This window comes from Amycolatopsis sp. NPDC058986, assembly GCF_042741125.1.
Taxonomy (GTDB): domain Bacteria; phylum Actinomycetota; class Actinomycetes; order Mycobacteriales; family Pseudonocardiaceae; genus Amycolatopsis.
In genome coordinates this window covers 1-16,617 of sequence record NZ_JBHYJW010000039.1, presented here as the reverse complement: position 1 = coordinate 16,617, position 16,617 = coordinate 1, and the positions used below count along the sequence as shown (strand labels likewise).

At 68.5% G+C, this 16,617-nt stretch carries 19 protein-coding genes; 7 read left to right on the top strand and 12 right to left on the bottom strand.

Annotated features, from left to right (window positions below):
- The first annotated feature begins 9 nt into the window (after nucleotides 1-9).
- Entirely contained in the window at nucleotides 10-432 is a 423-nt protein-coding gene (locus ACFW0G_RS29420) for a GNAT family N-acetyltransferase (protein WP_378328668.1), read from the top strand.
- On the opposite strand, the gene ACFW0G_RS29415 is transcribed toward ACFW0G_RS29420, so the two are convergent.
- Nucleotides 429-656, bottom strand: a complete 228-nt coding sequence (locus ACFW0G_RS29415; RefSeq protein ID WP_378328730.1) for a DUF2530 domain-containing protein — start codon at nucleotides 654-656, stop codon at nucleotides 429-431. The genes ACFW0G_RS29420 and ACFW0G_RS29415 overlap by 4 nt on opposite strands.
- An 82-nt stretch (nucleotides 657-738) precedes the next feature.
- Between ACFW0G_RS29415 and ACFW0G_RS29410 the strand changes: the two genes are divergently transcribed.
- The 3 genes from ACFW0G_RS29410 (at nucleotide 739) to ACFW0G_RS29400 (ending at nucleotide 4,076) form a co-directional block, all read left to right on the top strand.
- Nucleotides 739-2,196: an NCS2 family permease gene (locus ACFW0G_RS29410; RefSeq protein ID WP_378328667.1), complete on the top strand. Its 1,458-nt coding sequence runs from the start codon at nucleotides 739-741 to the stop codon at nucleotides 2,194-2,196.
- A 75-nt stretch (nucleotides 2,197-2,271) separates the two neighbouring features.
- The gene (locus ACFW0G_RS29405) at nucleotides 2,272-2,712 is read left to right on the top strand and encodes a MarR family winged helix-turn-helix transcriptional regulator (protein WP_378328666.1); all 441 of its coding nucleotides are present in this window, start codon (nucleotides 2,272-2,274) and stop codon (nucleotides 2,710-2,712) included.
- Nucleotides 2,713-2,828: 116 nt separating this feature from the next.
- Nucleotides 2,829-4,076: an MFS transporter gene (locus tag ACFW0G_RS29400; RefSeq protein WP_378328729.1), complete on the top strand. Its 1,248-nt coding sequence runs from the start codon at nucleotides 2,829-2,831 to the stop codon at nucleotides 4,074-4,076.
- Nucleotides 4,077-4,080: 4 nt separating this feature from the next.
- On the opposite strand, the gene ACFW0G_RS29395 is transcribed toward ACFW0G_RS29400, so the two are convergent.
- From ACFW0G_RS29395 to ACFW0G_RS29370, 6 genes are all read right to left on the bottom strand, one after another.
- Complete coding sequence (locus tag ACFW0G_RS29395) at nucleotides 4,081-5,118, bottom strand: hypothetical protein (protein ID WP_378328665.1); 1,038 nt, start codon at nucleotides 5,116-5,118, stop codon at nucleotides 4,081-4,083.
- A gap of 266 nt (nucleotides 5,119-5,384) precedes the next feature.
- A complete protein-coding gene (locus ACFW0G_RS29390) occupies nucleotides 5,385-6,155 on the bottom strand; it encodes an arylamine N-acetyltransferase (RefSeq protein WP_378328664.1) in 771 nt (256 codons plus the stop codon).
- A gap of 88 nt (nucleotides 6,156-6,243) precedes the next feature.
- Complete coding sequence (locus tag ACFW0G_RS29385; protein WP_378328663.1) at nucleotides 6,244-6,867, bottom strand: superoxide dismutase; 624 nt, start codon at nucleotides 6,865-6,867, stop codon at nucleotides 6,244-6,246.
- Nucleotides 6,868-7,504: 637 nt separating this feature from the next.
- A complete protein-coding gene (locus tag ACFW0G_RS29380; protein WP_378328662.1) occupies nucleotides 7,505-8,167 on the bottom strand; it encodes a heme oxygenase (biliverdin-producing) in 663 nt (220 codons plus the stop codon).
- Nucleotides 8,168-8,242: 75 nt separating this feature from the next.
- The gene (locus ACFW0G_RS29375) at nucleotides 8,243-8,860 is read right to left on the bottom strand and encodes a TetR/AcrR family transcriptional regulator (RefSeq protein WP_378328661.1); all 618 of its coding nucleotides are present in this window, start codon (nucleotides 8,858-8,860) and stop codon (nucleotides 8,243-8,245) included.
- A gap of 26 nt (nucleotides 8,861-8,886) precedes the next feature.
- Complete coding sequence (locus ACFW0G_RS29370; RefSeq protein ID WP_378328660.1) at nucleotides 8,887-10,386, bottom strand: glutamate--cysteine ligase; 1,500 nt, start codon at nucleotides 10,384-10,386, stop codon at nucleotides 8,887-8,889.
- A 219-nt stretch (nucleotides 10,387-10,605) separates the two neighbouring features.
- Between ACFW0G_RS29370 and ACFW0G_RS29365 the strand changes: the two genes are divergently transcribed.
- On the top strand, nucleotides 10,606-11,409 hold the full coding sequence (locus ACFW0G_RS29365; protein WP_378328728.1) for a TrmH family RNA methyltransferase: 804 nt from the start codon (nucleotides 10,606-10,608) through the stop codon (nucleotides 11,407-11,409).
- A 36-nt stretch (nucleotides 11,410-11,445) separates the two neighbouring features.
- Nucleotides 11,446-12,063 (top strand): DUF2537 domain-containing protein, encoded by a 618-nt coding sequence (locus ACFW0G_RS29360; protein ID WP_378328659.1) that lies wholly within the window; start codon nucleotides 11,446-11,448, stop codon nucleotides 12,061-12,063.
- Between the two features lie 3 nt (nucleotides 12,064-12,066).
- On the opposite strand, the gene ACFW0G_RS29355 is transcribed toward ACFW0G_RS29360, so the two are convergent.
- The 5 genes from ACFW0G_RS29355 to ACFW0G_RS29335 are packed head-to-tail and all read right to left on the bottom strand — an operon-like array spanning nucleotide 12,067 to nucleotide 16,152.
- Nucleotides 12,067-12,402: a YbaB/EbfC family nucleoid-associated protein gene (locus ACFW0G_RS29355; protein WP_378328658.1), complete on the bottom strand. Its 336-nt coding sequence runs from the start codon at nucleotides 12,400-12,402 to the stop codon at nucleotides 12,067-12,069.
- A complete protein-coding gene (locus ACFW0G_RS29350; RefSeq protein WP_378328657.1) occupies nucleotides 12,399-13,904 on the bottom strand; it encodes a hypothetical protein in 1,506 nt (501 codons plus the stop codon). The genes ACFW0G_RS29355 and ACFW0G_RS29350 overlap by 4 nt, the downstream gene beginning before the upstream one ends.
- A 14-nt stretch (nucleotides 13,905-13,918) precedes the next feature.
- Nucleotides 13,919-14,542, bottom strand: coding sequence for a hypothetical protein (locus ACFW0G_RS29345; RefSeq protein ID WP_378328656.1), 624 nt, complete (start codon nucleotides 14,540-14,542; stop codon nucleotides 13,919-13,921).
- A gap of 3 nt (nucleotides 14,543-14,545) precedes the next feature.
- Nucleotides 14,546-15,772 (bottom strand): WXG100 family type VII secretion target, encoded by a 1,227-nt coding sequence (locus ACFW0G_RS29340; protein WP_378328655.1) that lies wholly within the window; start codon nucleotides 15,770-15,772, stop codon nucleotides 14,546-14,548.
- On the bottom strand, nucleotides 15,769-16,152 hold the full coding sequence (locus tag ACFW0G_RS29335; protein WP_378328654.1) for a hypothetical protein: 384 nt from the start codon (nucleotides 16,150-16,152) through the stop codon (nucleotides 15,769-15,771). Before ACFW0G_RS29335 ends, ACFW0G_RS29340 begins: the two co-directional genes overlap by 4 nt.
- A gap of 62 nt (nucleotides 16,153-16,214) precedes the next feature.
- Between ACFW0G_RS29335 and ACFW0G_RS29330 the strand changes: the two genes are divergently transcribed.
- Nucleotides 16,215-16,574 carry an MmcQ/YjbR family DNA-binding protein gene (locus ACFW0G_RS29330; RefSeq protein WP_378328653.1) on the top strand — a complete coding sequence of 120 codons (360 nt, stop codon included), beginning with the start codon at nucleotides 16,215-16,217 and terminating at the stop codon, nucleotides 16,572-16,574.
- Nucleotides 16,575-16,617: the final 43 nt, after the last annotated feature.

Sequence of the window (16,617 nt, the reverse complement as noted above, 5' to 3'; positions counted from 1 at the left end):
GGGGACACCGTGATCTCGCTGCGTGTGCTCACCGCCGAGGACTGGGCGGCATGGCGGGAGATGCGCCTCGCGGCGTTGCGGGAAGCGCCGGAGGCGTTCGGCGCCTCACTCGCGGACTGGCAAGGGGCCGGTGACACGGAGCTGCGCTGGCGGCAGCGGCTCGGCGGGCACTCGTTCAACGTGCTGGCCGCGCTGAACGGCAAACCGGCCGGAATGGCCAGCGGGATGCCGCGCGACGACGTCGTCGAGCTGATCTCGATGTGGGTCGCGCCGTTCGCCCGAGGACGCGGCGTCGGTGACGCGCTGGTCGTCGCGGTCGTCGAATGGGCGAAGGAACACGGCGCCGAGCGGGTGGTGCTGCGCGTGCAACCGTCCAATCAGTACGCCGCGGCGCTCTACCGGCGCCACGGTTTCCGCGTGCGGGGCCGCTAGAGCCGTTGCGCGCTCTTCGAACCCCGGCGCGCCGCCGCGCGCTGCCAGCCGATGATGCCGAAGCCGATGAAGCCGAGCACGACGCCCGACAGCGCCGTCTGCACCCACACCCCGCTTGTGGTGAAGAAGAGCACGACCAGCGCGACAGCCCACAGCGATGTCCCTACGATCACCACGGGCGTCAGGTCGGTCAGCCGCTTGGGCAGCTCGGGCGTAGGCCGCAACGAGCTCGTAACGTCCGGAGGATTGATCGGTTCGCCCACGTGAGGAAGGGTACCTCGCGACAGCCAGGAGGGTAGGCAGGCGATGGCGCAGCAGCGGACGGCGTCCACTCTGGACCGTTTCTTCAAGATCAGCGAACGCGGCTCCACCGTGTCGCGCGAGCTGCGCGGCGGGCTCGTCACCTTCGTCACGATGGCCTACATCGTCGTGCTCAACCCGCTGATCCTCGGCAGCTTCTCCGCGCAGGACGCCGCCGCGCACAAGGACATCACCGGCGCGATCCTCCCCGTCCCGCAGGTCGCCGCGGTCACCGCGCTGGTGGCCGGGGTGCTCACCATCCTGATGGGCCTTGTCGCCAACTACCCGTTCGCCATCGCCACCGGACTCGGCATCAACTCGCTCGTCGCGGTCACCATCGCCCCGCAGATGACCTGGCCGGAAGCCATGGGCCTGGTGGTGATCGAGGGCGTCATCATCGTGGTGCTCGTGCTCACCGGCTTCCGGACCGCGGTGTTCCGCGCCGTGCCCGCCGCGCTGAAATCCGCGATCGCGGTCGGCATCGGCCTGTTCATCTGCCTCATCGGCCTGGTCGACGCCGGATTCGTGCGGCGGCTTCCCGACGACGCGCACACCACCGTCCCGGTCGGGCTCGGGATCGGCGGGTCGATCGCCTCCTGGCCGACCGCGGTGTTCGTGGTCGGACTCCTGGTCACCGGAATTCTGGTCGCGAAGCGGGTCAAGGGCGCGATCCTGATCGGGGTGCTGTCCTCGACCGTGCTGGCGATCGTCGTCGAGGCGATCTTCAAGGCCGGACCGTCCAAGGGCGTGAACCCGAAGGGCTGGAACCTGGGCTACCCGGCGCTGCCGGACACCGTCGCCGGGCTGCCGAATCTCTCGCTGCTGGGCGACGTCTCGTTCGGCGCCTGGGCTCGGCTGCCGATCATCACCGTGGTGCTGCTGGTGTTCACGCTGGTGCTCGCGGACTTCTTCGACGCGATGGGCACCATGACCGGGCTCGGCAAGGAGGCCGGGCTGCTCACCAAGGACGGCCAGCTGCCGAACGTCGGCAAGGCGCTGTTCGTCGAGGGCCTCGCCGGCGCGGCAGGCGGGTTCGCGTCCTCGAGTTCGAACACCGTGTTCGTCGAATCGGCGTCCGGTATCGCGGAGGGCGCGCGCACCGGACTGGCCAACGTCGTCACCGGTGTGCTGTTCCTCGCCGCGATGTTCCTGACACCGCTCTACCAGATCGTCCCGGTCGAGGCGGCCGCCCCGGCGCTCGTCGTGGTCGGCGCGATGCTGATGACCCAGGTCAAGGAGATCGACTTCACCGACTTCTCCATCGCGCTGCCCGCGTTCCTGACGATCGTGGTCATGCCGTTCACCTACTCGATCGCCAACGGCATCGGCGCCGGGTTCGTCAGCTACGTCGCCATCCGCGCGGTCACCGGCAAGGCCCGCCAGGTGCATCCGCTGCTGTGGGTGATCGCGCTCGCGTTCGTCGCGTACTTCGCGGTCGGGCCGATCCAGGCGGCCTTCAGGTAATTCGTTTGCCGGTCCCGGCCCGGTCGTGGTGAGGTTCACCCATCGGGACGATGTTTCGTAAGGTATGCTAACTATATGTCCGGCGACACGCATGAGCGCTCCCTCGCGAGCCGCCTGCGTCTCGCGGTGGTCCGGCTCAACCGCCGGCTCCGGGCACAGCGCGTCGGGGAAGACCTGAGCCTGACCCAGGTCGCCGCGCTGTCCACCCTGCACAAGTGCGGCCCGCTGACCCCCGGCCAGCTCGCCGCGAAGGAAGGCGTCCAGCCGCCCTCGATGACGAGGGTGATCGCCGCGCTCGAAGACCTGGGGTACGTGGAGCGCAGGCCGCATCCGACCGACGGCCGGCAGGCCATCGTCGAACTGTCCGAGAGCGGGCTGACCTACGTGCGCAAGGCGATCTCCGTACGCGAGGCATGGCTGGACAAACAACTGGCTCAGCTCGGCGACGAGGAGCGCGAAGTGCTCTCCCGTGCCGCCGAGATCATCGACAGGATGGCGGGGAACGAAAAACGGTGACGACAACGGGTAGCGGAACAGACTGCCAGTCCAAGACCTCTGCTACCCGGACATCAGCACCACCGTCCCCTTCGCCGGAATCACCGCCCCGCCGCAAACGCGGTGTCTTCGACTCGCTGCGAGTGCGCAACTACCGGCTGTTCTTCTCCGGCCAGATCATCTCGAACATCGGCACCTGGATGCAGCGCATCGCCCAGGACTGGCTGGTGTTCACCCTCAGCGGCAACAACCCGATCGCGCTCGGCGTCGCGGTGGCGCTGCAGTTCACCCCGACGCTGTTCCTCTCGCTGTGGGCGGGGGTGATCGCCGACCGGGTGGACAAGCGCAAGCTGCTGATGATCATCCAGGGCGCCAGCACCGTCCAGGCCGCCGTCCTCGGCGTGCTCGACCTGACCGGGGTCGCCGCGCTCTGGCAGGTGTACCTGCTGTGCCTGACGCTCGGCACGACCTCCGCGCTCGAAGTGCCGACGCGCCAGTCGTTCGTCGCCGAGATGGTCGGCCGCGACCAGGTCACCAACGCCGTCGCGCTGAACTCGACGATCTTCAACATGGCGCGGATCGTCGGCCCGGCGATCGCCGGGTTCGCGATCACCTGGGTCGGCACCGGCTGGCTGTTCATCGCGAACGCGGTGAGCACGGTCGCCGTCGTCGCCGGGCTCGCGATGATGGACCCCGGCAAGCTGTTCCGTGGGGCCGCCGTGCCGAGGGCGAAGGGCCAGCTCGCAGAGGGCCTCCGGTACGTCCGGCACCGCTCGGACCTGGTCACCGTGATGGTGCTGGTGTTCTTCGTGAGCACGTTCGGCATCACGTACTTCTCGTCGCTGCCGATCGTCGCCGCGAACGTGTTCCACACCGGTGCCGACGGCTACGGCCTGCTCTCGACGCTGGTCGCGGTCGGCACGTTCACCGGCGCGATCATGTCCGCGCGGCGTGGCACGAAGGGCAGGCCCCGGGTGCGCGTCATGCTGCTGGCGGCGCTGGCGCTCGGCGTGTTCGAGATGATCACCGCGTTCATGCCGACCTACCTGAGCTTCGGCATCGGCCTCATCCCGCTCGGCTTCGCCACCATGACGTTCCTGAACACGGCGAACGCACTGGTCCAGACCTCGGTCAGCCCGGAGATGCGCGGCCGGGTCATGGGCCTCTACGTGCTGGTGCTGATCGGCGGCAATCCCATCGGCGGCCCGATGACCGGCTGGATGGCCGACGCCTTCGGCGGCCGCTCGCCGTTCTACCTCGGTGGCGCGATCTCGGCGCTGGCCGCGGTGGTGTGCGCTGTCGTGCTGATCCGGCGGGGTGGCGTCACGTTGCCGGTGCGCCGGTTCAGCACCGGACTGCGTGTCTTGAAGCGCGACCGGGTGTAGCGCGTCAGCGGCCCAGCAACGGCGGCAAGACCTTCTCGACCAGCGCGTGCAGCCGGTCGTCGTTCTGGGTCCTGGCGAAGAAGGCGTGGAACCGGACGGCCTGGTCGGTGTCGTCGGTGAGTTTGACCTGCACGTAGTTCTTGGTGAACTGGGCGGGTCGGCCGCCGATCCTGTCCGGGTATTCGGCCTTGCCCGCGGTCGTTTCGATGTAGTCGGCGCTGGCGTTGAAGGTGTCGCCCTGGAGCTGGCAATCGCCGCGCATCGACGGTTTGGTCTTCTCGATGTCCACACCGAGTTCCTGTGCGAGCTGGGTGCAGAGCTGCCAGGAGACCATCGGGTAGGCGCCGTCCACGATGCCGAAGCGCGGGGTCGGTGGCACGGCCTTCGGTGGGATTCCGGACAGGCTTTCTGTGTCCTGGGGCAGGGAAAGCCCCGGCGCCGTCGTGGCCGCGATGACGCCTTCCGCGATGGCCTTGGCCATTCCGGCGAGGTCCCGTTCGCTGTCCCGGAAATCCTTCATGAGGCGGATGTTCAGTGTCGGGTTGACCCAGGTGCCCGGCCGGTTGCCGGTCAAGGCGAGCATCAGCGTCGCTCCTGTTTCGCTGTGCTCGGCGTAACCGCTTCGCCCGCTGATCGTGATCGGCTCGCTTCGGACCAAGGGCGTGGTGGACCCGTTGAGATCGACGGTCACGTCGAGGGTCGCGGTGACCACGTGGCAGCTGCCCGTGAGGCTGACCTCCATCAGCACCGGTCCGCCGAGGATTTCCGGCCAGCGTTGCGCAGGGACGGCCCGGCACAGCACCTGTCCGGCCGTGGTGCGCGGGAGCGCGGCGACCATCTCACCGGTGGGCATCGGGACCTCGTGGCGTACCGCGGTGCCGCCCTGGGTCGGCCAGATCGCGGGGAGGTCCTTCGGCGGGTCGCTCGTGCCGAAGACGGGGCCGAGCGTCAGCTTGGCGACCAGGCCGAGCCCGGCGAACATCGCCAGCACGCCGAGGATGATCGCGATCGCGATCCAGTTGCGCCTACCCACGGTGACCACGAAGCGACGCTAGCGGGCGGACCTCGCCGCGTCCCGCGAACGCGGCATATCACTCGAATGGGTGAGATCCGGGTCTCGGGCAAGATCCTCTTGCCCGACTACTGAGGTTAGGCTAACCTCATACATGTCCGCTTCGTGGTGGGAGCGGCAGTCAGTTCGGGAACGGACGGAGCCCCGCACCTGGGAACCCCGGGTGCGGGGCTCCGTTCATTGACCGCCGAGTTCATTGAGCGCCGAGTTCATGGTCGGGACCGGCGCGCGCCACGTCAAGGCTGTTCACGCGGTGAACGCGGGACGCTGGTCAGCGAGATCCCGAAGCGCTCGCGGTAGGTCGCGAGGATCGCGCCGTCGGTATCGAGTGTCGACTCGCGGCGCGTGTCGCCGACGGTCTCGATCAGCTGATCGCCGGAGAGGGAGATGCGGCCGTTCGGCGTCGGCAGCGAGCAGACGGGCTTCCGCACGAAATGCGAGTCCGGCGACGTCGCCTGGTACCAGGCCATGCCCGCGAAGTCGGCCAGCGCTCGCGGGCGCTGTTCGAGGCGGTACTGCGGTTTGCCGTCGCAGGAGACATCGGTGTCTCCGGCAGGGCCTTCCCGTATCAGGAATTCGCCTTCGAGGTCGGCCCGCGGTTCGGTGACGTCGAGTCGGAGCGGCGCGCGGCTGAACCGGCCGAAGCCGACGTCGACAAGCCACGGCTCGGCCAGGTCGACGCGGATCGCGGCGTGGTCGAGCGCCGGGCCGGTGGTGCCGTCGTCGTGGAAGACGTAGGCGCCGTGCAATGCCGCGGCGAAGCCGAGTTCGCGCAGGAGCGCGGCGAAGAGTCCGTTGAGCTCGTAGCAGAAACCACCGCGACGCCGTCCGACGATCTTGTCGAACAACGCTTCCTCGGTGAGCTCGATCGGTTCGCCGAGGTGGATGCTCAGGTTTTCGAAGGGCACGGCCGCCAGGTGGTGCTCCTGCAGTCGTCGCAACGCCGACGCGTCCGTGCCGACGGGCCGGGTGACTCCGATGCGGGCGAGGTAGGCGTCGATGTCCATGAGCCGACTCTCTCACTTCCCGCGCGCCCGCGCGGGAACGAAAACGGGGCCCTTCCGTGGAAGGACCCCGTTTCGTGGTGGGAGCGCCTCAGCTGAGCAGGAGGCCGTTGCCGCCGGCGACGGCGTTGTCGAACCGCTTGCTGATCTCGGCCCAGTTGAAGATGTTCCACAGGGCCTTGACGTAGTCCGGCTTGACGTTCTTGTAGTCGAGGTAGAACGCGTGCTCCCAGACGTCGACCAGCAGGATCGGCACGGTCGGCAGGATCAGGTTGTTGTGGTGGTCGCGCAGCTGCTGGGTGATCAGCGTCTTGCCGATCGGGTCCCAGGACAGCGCGCCCCAGCCGTTGCCCTGGATCGTGGTCGAAACCGCGGTGAACTGGGCCTTGAACTTGTCGAACGAGCCGAAGGCCTCGTCGATCGCCGCGGCCAGCTCGCCGGTCGGCTTGTCGCCGCCCTCCGGGGAGAGGATCTTCCACCACACCACGTGGTTCGCGTGCCCCGCCAGGTTGAACGCGAGGGTGGTCTCCAGGCCGACGATGGAGCCGAAGTCGTTCGCTTCGCGGGCGGCTTCGAGCTTGTCGAGCGTGTCGTTCGCGCCCTTGACGTAGGTCGCGTGGTGCTTGCTGTGGTGCAGCTCGTTGATCTCGCCGGAGATGTGCGGCGCGAGGGCGCCGTAGTCGTAGTCGAGATCGGGCAGCTCGTAGCGGGCCATTGGCCCTCCTTCTGTCTTCGACGCAAGTTTCCAGTACCGAACCTAGTAGCACACGCCCGATCTCGGCGACCGGGGGCCGTGCCCTGCCACAGCGTGGGACTACTGGCCGTTCGCGGCTTACCCGGAGGTGTGCCGCCTGAAACTCACTCTGCTCCCTCGACTTAACTTGAGGTCAACGTCCTGTGACCGTGATCATCGACATGGGTTGGTTTTCGGCTCAGCGAAGCCAAGTTTTCGGTGCACCTAAAACTCTGTCCACTGTGGATGGAGCCGGACAGTGGTACCGGCATGTGCCCCAAGGTGGCATTGGGTGCGTCCAACGCGCCCAATGCCACATTGGGGTTGTCACTAATGGGTTCTGGGACCGTGGGTGCAGGACGCCTTCGGTGTGCTGGTCTGGGGTGCGCCAAGGGCGTCCCTCGGGCTAGCCGCGCTCGCCGACGACATTCGCCCGATGCCGCGAACGCTCCGTTGCCGACGATGAACGTCCCGAACGGAGCGTTCGCGACACGTCCCCCAGACCCGCCGCACCACAACGACCCCGGGGAGGGCACCCACCAGCAAAAGTCCCCGCGCCTACCGAGAAAAGCTCAACGTGGCGTTGGGTGTGGCGGGGGTGTTGGGGCTTTTGGGGCGCCTATGCGGCGAGGCGGAGTTCGTCGGCGAGTTCGGTGAAGACGGCGACGTTGCACTCGAAGGCGACAAGGGCTTCGTCGACGACGCGGGCGCGCTCCTTGTCGCTCCACGGAGCCGTGTCGAGCTTGGCGCGATAGCGGTCGCGGAACGCGGGGGCGCTGCCGATCTCGTCGAAGTGGTAGAAGAGCGACCCGGCTTCGGACACCTCGTAGTTCTTCGCCAGCAGCCGCCGGATCGCCTGGCCGCCGGCGATGTCGCCGAGGTAGCGGGTGTAGTGGTGCGCCACGTAGCCGCCCGCCCACTCCGAGGCCTCGCGGATCCGACGCGCGTACGCCTCGGTCGCCGGGAGCTGACGGATCTTCGCGCGCCAGTCGGAGCCGAGCAGGAACTCCATGTCGCGTTCGAGGTTCGGCATCCGCCGCAGCTCGTCGAAGACGAACTCGCCGCCGACCGGGTCCCCGGCCATCGCGTCGCTCATCTCCTCGATCGCTTGGTAGACGAAGTAGTACTGCTCCGCCAACCGGGTGTAACCCGACAGGGGCAGATCGCCGCCGAACAGCGCATTCATGTAGACCGAGTGGTTCGCCCGGTCATGCACGGCGAGGGTCGACGCACGCAGGGTCGCGGAGAACGGGCGGGCTTCGAGTTCCGTGGTCACCGGCATGAGGCGCCTCCTGCTGACGATCGATCTGACGCGCTGTCAGAATCAGCGTACGGCACGACTCGGAGTTAGGCTACCCTAAATCGGCGGGGAATCCGGGGGTTCGTTCGCGCCGACCGCGCGGAGCACGAACCGGACGGCGGCCTCGATCGTGTGCTCCAGCTCGTCGGCCGGCACCTCGATCACCTGGCGGCTGCCGAGCGCCGCGGTGATCATCGGGATGAGCACCGCGGTGTCCTCGCCGGGCCAGCGGCCCGCCGCCGCGCCCGCGGCGAGGATGTCCCGCAGCCGGTCGGTGATCGGGTCGGCGTGCGCACTGATCCGGCGGTAGGCCGAGGGGGCCAGTGCGGATTCGAGCGCCGTGCCCGGCGGCAGGTGGTACTCGGCCAGCACGCGCAGCTGGAGCCGGACGAACGTGGCGAGCTGCCCGACCGGGTCCTCCTGCGCCTCGATGGCCTCGGTCAGCCGGTCGACATAGCGATTCGCCTCGTCCTCGACGAAGGCGACGAGCAGGCTTTCCTTGTCCGGGAAGTGGTTGTACAGCGCGGTCCGGCCGAGCCCGGCGTCCGCCGCGATCCCGGACAGGGTGATCGCGTCGAAGCCGCGTTCGTACAGCTGCGCGCGCAACACCTCGAAGACACGCGTCCGTACTTCGCGCCGGTGCGCCTCGATCGACCCGCCCAGAATCTTCGGCATAACCGCCGATTATCGCCCCTGGTGCGTCAATCCGTGAGCGACCAGGTGTGTACCGGGGCGCCGGAGGCGGAGAGTTCGAGGTAGCGGCGCAGCATCCGGCTCAGCGCGGCCTCCCGGTCGTCGCCGCGTTCCTGGGCGCGCAGGACGAAGTCGCGCTGCCACGACGCGCCGGTCCGCCGCGCGAGGCAGCGGCGCTCGATGACGCCGAGGTACTTCTCCCGAGCCTCGTCCGACACGTCGGAGCGGCGTAGTCCGTCGTGGGCCAGCGGCAGCAGCACCCGCAGCGCGAGTTCGTCCGGCGGGATCCAGCCGATGCCCGGCCAGTACAGCTGCGCGTCGAAGCCCCGGCGGGCCCCCGCGTACAGGTTCTCCTCGGCGGCCTGGAACGACATCTGGCTCCACACCGGACGCTCGGCTTCGGCCAGCGCCCGCTGCGCGCCGTAGAAGAAGGCCGCGTTCGCGACCATGTCCAGCACGGTCGGTCCGGCGGGCAGGACGCGGTTCTCCACACGCAGGTGCGGCAGGCCGTCGACGACGTCGTACACCGGCCGGTTCCAGCGCCAGATCGTGCCGTTGTGCATCCGCAGTTCGGTGAGTTTCGGTGCCTGCCCGGCGTCGAGTGTCTCGATCGGGTCTTCGAGGTCGGTTTCCGGGAGCAGGCCGGGGAAGTAGCGGACGTTTTCCTCGAACAGATCAAAGATTGAAGTAACCCAGCGTTCCCCAAACCACACTCTGGGTCGTACTCCCTGATTTTTCAATTCCTCCGGACGGGTGTCGGTGGCCTGCAGGAACAACGGGATCCGTGTTTCGTACCACAATGCCTTGCCGAGCAGGAACGGCGAATTGGCGCCGAGCGCGATCTGTACGCCGGCGAGGCATTGCGCCGCGTTCCAGTGCGGGGCGAATTCCTCCGGCGCGACCTGCAGGTGCAGTTGCACGGACGTGCAGGCCGCTTCCGGCAGAATCGATTCGGCGTAACTGCGCAGCCTTTCCGGCTGCCGTCCCGGCAGTGCGGCGCCTTCCATGCACAGTTCGGTGCGCTCCCCGCGCGCGGCGAGGATCTGGTCGTTCAACACCGCGTAGCGGGCCTTGTTGGTGAGCCATTTCTGGTCGAAATGCTCCTGGCGCAGCGTCGGCAGGATGCCGATCATCGCCAGTGCCGAACCGGTGTCGGCGGCCTTGGCGTCGGCCGCGGCGAGGTAGGCGCGGAGGTCGTCTTCCAGGTGCAGCGCGGAATCACCGGCGAGTAGCCGGGGCGGCACGTTGAGTTCGAGGTTGTGCTGGCCGAGTTCGGCGGTGAACGACGGATCGTCCAGCGCCTCCAGCACGGCGGTGTTGGACATCGACGGGCGCAGCTCGCTGTCGACGAGATTGAGTTCCACTTCCAGCCCGATGCTCTTGCGGGGGAAGGAAAAACTGCCGTCGGTGAGCATGCGGGCGAGGGTGTCCAGACAGCGTTGGACCTTGCGGCGGTACCGTCCGCGGTCGAGCGGGTTGAACGGTTGTGCCGCCAGGTCCATCCCCATGACCATCCCTGTTTTCGTCGGCCGAGGTACCAGGAGGTGTAGGTCTCCCGGCCGACAACCGTTGCACAGCATGAGAATCTCGGCTAGCGGCCAAACTGGTGCTCTCTGTCACTTCGGGTTAACCCTCCGCAAAAAGCCCCCGTTCGTACCAGAGCTTTCGTGACGTTCGGCCCAGCCGCGCGCGTGGCAGGTGGATGACAAACTGTGCGGGTGGCCCACATGATCTTCACCGAGGATCGGGACGATCCCCGTCTCGACGACTTCCGCGACCTGTCCACTGCGGACCGCCGCCCGGATCGCCCTGGCGGCAAGGGACTCGTCATCGCCGAGGGCACCGTGGTGGTCGGCAGGATGCTCGAGTCCCGTTATCCGGTGCGCGCGCTGCTCGGCGTGGAGCGGCGGTTCCGTGAATTGGACAACGCACTCGCGCGGGTTGACGTACCCGCCTACGTCAGCTCCGCGGAGACCATGGCCGAGGTCGTCGGCTTCCATCTCAACCGGGGCGTCCTCGCGGTCGCCGACCGGCCGGTGCCGATGACCGCGGCCGAGGTCGTCGCCGGAGCCGAGGTGGTCGCCGTCTTGGAAGGCGTCGGCGACCACGAGAACCTCGGCGCGTTGTTCCGCAACGCGGCCGCGCTCGGTGTCGGCGGGGTGCTGCTCGGGCCGGGCTGTTCGGATCCGCTGTACCGGCGCAGCGTGCGGGTGTCGATGGGGCACGTGCTGCGGGTCCCGTTCGCGAGCGTCGGCGACTGGCCGGGTGGGCTGGATTCGTTGCGGGCACAGGGTTTCCGGGTGGCCGCGCTGACGCCGCGGGCGGATTCCGTGCCGCTGCGCGCGGTGCGCGAGCACGCGCCGGGCAAGGTCGCGCTGATGCTCGGCGCCGAGGGGCCGGGCCTGACCGAGGAGGCGCTGTCCGCCGCGGATCTCGCCGTCCGGATCCCGATGGTGCCCGGTGTCGATTCGCTCAACGTGGCCACTGCGGCTGCCGTTGCGTTCTACGAGCTCCAGGGTGCCGACCGCTAAGGTGGCGGAACCGTCGCCACACCGGGAGCGAATGACATGGAATTGCGGGTCAAGGGCGAACGCGCGGTGCTGGCCGGGCCGGGCGGCGAGCAGGCGCGGGAGGTCGATCCGCACCGTCTCGCGATCGGTTCCGACCTCGCGCAGGCGCTGCACGAGTGGGCGCGCGTGGCCTCGGCGGTGTCCCGCGCGGAGCCCGGTTCGGGCGAACCGGCACAGGTCGTCTCGCAGCGCGGACGGCAACTCGCCGCGCGGCTGGCCGCCGTGATGGGGACGACCGTGCGGTTCGTGGATCCGGTGACCGGCGGCGAAACGGTGGTCGAGCCGCCGTCGCGGGCCAAGTCCGCCCGTGTCCGCTTCGCCGAGCAGTTGTTCGGCCCGCGCGGTCAGGGCGACGAGCCGACGCCGTGGCTCACCGGGCTCACCGTGTCGGCCTTCGCCGCGGTGCTGGTGGTCGTCGCGATGCTCGCGCTGGCCAGGACATTGGCACGGGAGACCAGCAGCTGGCTCGCACTGGCCGCGACGGTCGTCGTCACTGCGGGCATCGCGCCCTCGCTGTGGCTGGGCAGGCGCATTCCGATCGTGCGCTGGGCCGTGTTCGGCGCCGCCGCCGGGATCGTCGTCGCCTGGATCGCCGTGCTCGTTGTGGTGCTGTAGAAATCAGGCGTCGAAGATCGTGTTCTCATACGGCTCTTCGTGTTCCGGCGCGATTTGTTCGCCCGCCTCGGCGGGTTTCGTCGCGGTGCGGGCGCCACGCAGGACCGTGGTGATGAGGTGGCCGAGCACCTCGGCGTCCTGCTTCATGGCTTCCGGCGTCAGCTTCACCTCGATGACTTCGCCGTCCGGTCGGGTCAGTACGGTGACGGCGCCGTCAGGGGAGCTGACCTGGCCGGTGGTTCGCGAGAGTTCGGTGAGCAGCCGATCGTTTTTCGCCCGTTGTTCGGTGATGCGCCGCAGTTGCCAGCGCATCTCTTCGATGAGTTCGGGATTGCTCACCGCGCTCCTCCCGGGACGTACTTGACGAAACTGACGAACGTGCCCTGTGCCCGTGTCATGTTCTGCCCCGCCGGGAAATATCCGTACACGGCGGCCATCTGCGTGGCGAGGCCGAGTGAGACCCCGAAGGTGGACAGGAACAGCGTGACGCCGTTCTTGCCGGTGAACTCGCGCGCGAGCCAGCCCACCTTGGTGGAGCGGGGAAACAGCCGCAGCACGAAAACCAGCGGTGGAGCGAGCAGGACGCCGCAGCCGAGCAGGGTGCCCGCGACGACCCGGTTGTCGAACGCGAGCGACGCGACCGCTGACCCCGCGAAGCAGAACAGCAGCCAGAGCACGGGGATCAGATAGACCATCAGCGTCTTCCGCGGCCACCGGAATCCCTGTGGTTCGGGCAGCGGCAACCGGGGCGGGGACGGATCGCGGCTCAACCGCATCAGCCGGTCGGTCGCGTCCGCGAGTTCCGCCGACACCGTGAGCCCCGCGTCGCGGGCGGCGTCGACGACGGATTGGCGCGGCAGTCCCGTGTGCAGAAGGCTGATCCAGACCGCGTCGGCACCGGCAAGCCGCTTGCGCAGCCAACGTTCCCGGCCAGGGGACGGCTGGGGCGCCGGGGTGTCATACCGTGGCGGCGTCCGGGGGATGTCGTGCGCGACTTCGGGTTCGCCGGGGCCGCAGCGCCAGAACATCATGGTCGCGTAGCGGCGGTCGGTGCTCATGATGCCCGCGAAGAAATAGCCGTGGAGCGCGGCGATCTCGCAGATGAGGTCGTGGGAGAGCCGGTAGGAGGACTGGAAGAGCTGGACCGACGGACTGCCGTCGAACTTCGCGGCCAGCCAGCTCACTCGCGACGAACGGGGAAACACCGTGAGCGCGGCGCCGCCCAGCACGACGGCGAGCAGGGGAACGAAGAGGAACCACAGGATCGAATCCCCGGTGAAGCGGCTGAGGATCCAGATGGTGCCGGTCATGGCCGCGATCAGCCCGATACCGACGTAGCGGACGTACCCACGGACCATCCAGCGCAGGAAACGGGCCTCCCAGGTAACCCGGCCCGACGGTCTGTCCCGTTTCAGCAGCAGGATCCGGTCGGTCTCGTCGGCGACGTCGGCCGCGACGTGCATTCCCTCGGACCGCGCGACGTCCACGACGTGCTGCCGCGACATCCTGGCCTGGCGGACGCTGATCCACACCGTGTCCTCGCCGGAGAGGTGATTCAGCAGCTGACGTCCCCGGCTCGCGTCCGGCTGGGGCTCGTAGTTGTCGTAGGGCGACACCCTGGCGACCGACTGCGGGGCGTACTGGAAGCGCAGCGAACCCGGCTGCTCGGGTTCGATCTCGACGTAGCGGCGTTCGTAGGCGATCTGGCGGATCGTCCCGGCGTCGACTCCCCACTGTTCGGGGAAGACGTACACGATGGGACGTCCGGTGAAGAACCGGTAGCGCAACTCGCCGACGCGCAGCAGCCACATCTGTTGCGGCCACGTGGGTGGCGTGGACATCGGGTGCAGCGTGTTCAGCACGCTTCGTCCACTCGCACGCTGTTGGCGATCACGCGGGTCTGCTCCACGACCGCTTCCCACCGCGCCTCGTCACCGCTGACGACGTTCAGCACGGCGAGGCCTGCGTTGTCCGGCAACGGGATCTGGACCTCGATCCGCAATCCTGGCCGGACGACCTCGCCGTCGCCGGTGACCGCGGGTGGCAGGCGGAACTCGCCCTGCTCGACCGCGACCATCGCCGGGCCGATGGCCAACGGGACCGCACGGGCGTCCGCACCGGGATGCCGCTCGCGGTACTGCTCGGCGAGCGCGGACGCGACGATGTGCGGGTTGTCCGCGAAGCCGTCGGGCGGGGGAGCCGGCCAGGCCTGGATCGCCACGGTGAGCGTTGCGAGGCCCGGGTTTTCGTCGCCGGCGGCGAACCGGCCGAACAGCCGGACGCCCTGTTCGGCGAGTCCCGGTGTCAACGCGTGGAGGTACTGGGCGAACTCCTCGCGGGATTGGCCGGTCTCCTCGGCGACCTTGCCCGCGAGCGCCCAGGCCTGTGCGGCGTTCTGCTCGTCGGAGGTGCTGATCGGCAGGCCCGCGAAGCCGGGCGGCAGGTCGACCCGGACCTGCGGCAACGTCGGTGTGCTCATCGCTTACTCCCAGACCCGGCTGCGGTCGAGTTCCTCGCGGCGCTGCGGTTTGCTGTCTTCCTTCATCCCGTCGGCCGCCGCGTTGATCGTGGGGTGCACCGCGAGCAACGGCGGGGAGAGGAAGTAGCCCGCCGCCGCAGAAAGCCACTGCGATTTGTCGCGCGGGACCCAGTAGTTGATGAAGTCGTCGATCGGGCCTTCCTTGTTCCGGAGCTTGCCCAGCCCGGGGTTCTCCGTCATCAGCTGGCCACGGATGGCCCCGTAACCGATGCCCTTCATGACGGCCTCCGACTTCGGGAAGATCGTCCCGGCCAGGGAGGTGCCCACGCCGACCGAGTCCATGACGAGCGTCTGCGTCGACACCTCGGCGCCCGCGGCCTTCGCGGCGGCGTGCCCGGCGAGCGCGGTGACACCGAGCCCGGTCGCGACCGTTCCGCCGATCTGTTCCAGCGGGGGCGGCAGGAATTCCGACAGCAGGCTCAGGCCGTTGCCGATGTCACCGGCCACATCGGACAGTTTGGCGATCGTGTTCGCATGGTCCCCGACGAAGTTCCCGATCTTGTCTGCCACGTCGGCGACGTCGTTCGCGAAATCCTTGACGGCGTTGGTCAGGGAGTCGACGACCTCGTCGAGCAGGCCGGGCTCCTCGGGAGCCAGCTCGCGGGCGCGGGTCAGCTCGGCGGCGACCTCCTGCGCGATCCTGCCGTGCTGCTCCAGGACTCGCTTCGCGGCTTCCTGGATGGTCTCGCAGCCGTCGATCGCCTCCTGCAGCTTGCGGCCCGCGTCGTCGAGGAGGTTCTGCGCGAGCTTGAGCGAAGGTTCGTCCGGGAAGGTCTGGTTGGCCAGCGCGAAGTCCGGGTTGTTCCTGGCCGCCTGCGCGGCTTCGGCGGCTTGGCGGGCCTTGATCTCGAGCTCCCGTGCCTGCGCCTTCAACGTGCCGAGGTCGCCTTCCCACCGGCTGATCGCCTGCGCCGCCCGGGTCATCGACCGGGCCGCGGCGTCGAGGTAGCCGGGGAGCTTGCCGACGCGGCGGGCGAACGCCTCGCTGGCCTGTCCCTGCCAGATTTCGCCCTTCTTCTGGACGATCGCCTGCAGCGACTCCAGCGCGTCGGCGAGCCCGGTGGCGACCGTGCGGTACTTCTCGGCGATCGTGGAAACCTGGGCGAGGTCGCCGGGCGCGGGGTCGAAACCGAGTGCCTCGAAGCTGTCGACCGTGCCGGTGGAGTTCACTGGCCACCGTCCAGGATGCCGCGGATCCCGCCTGTGTAGCCGCCGCCGACCATGCCGTCGTCGGTGGACCACTCGTCGAACTCGTCGGGCGACCACTCTTCGAGCTGTTTGTGGTAGAGGTCCTCGACCTGCTGGTATCGCTGCTTCGCGCGTTCGAGACGTTCGGTGACCTGGCCGGCGGCCTTGCCCAGCTCGCCGATCCCGTACTCCCAGGTGTCCTCGAACTCGCGGGCGGCCTTGCCCAGCGCCGGATCGCCGAGACCGCCGAGATTCCGTGCCCCCGTGAGCTGTTTGTTCGCGCTCGTCATGTCGTCGGCGGCGGTGCGCAGCTCGCCGATGAGTTTGCCCAGTGCGTCGACCTGCAGCCGGTAACCGTCCATGATCACACCCTCTCCCAGCGTGACAGCCTAGCCGGAAACCCGTGGTCAGGGATACTGGTGCCATGGCCGACGACGCGTTGACGAGGCTCCGTCAGGTGTGCTTGGCGTTACCGGAAACCACCGAACGGCTGAGCCACGGTGAGCCCACCTGGTTCGTGCGGGGCAGGAAGACGTTCGTGATGTTCGCCGACCGCCATCACGACGACAAGCTCGCGTTCTGGTGTCCCGCGCCGCCGGGTGCGCAGGAGGAACTGGCCGGGAGCGAGCCGGACAGGTTCTTCAGGCCGCCCTACGTCGGGCATCGCGGCTGGCTCGGCGTCCGGCTGGACGTGGACGTCGACTGGGCCGAGATCACCGAGATCGTCCGCGACGCCTACCGCCTGGTCGCCCCGAAATCCCTGCTCCTCCAACTCGACGCCTGAAATGCCGTTAAGGCCACCTTACAGGCGTCAGACGCCTGTAAGG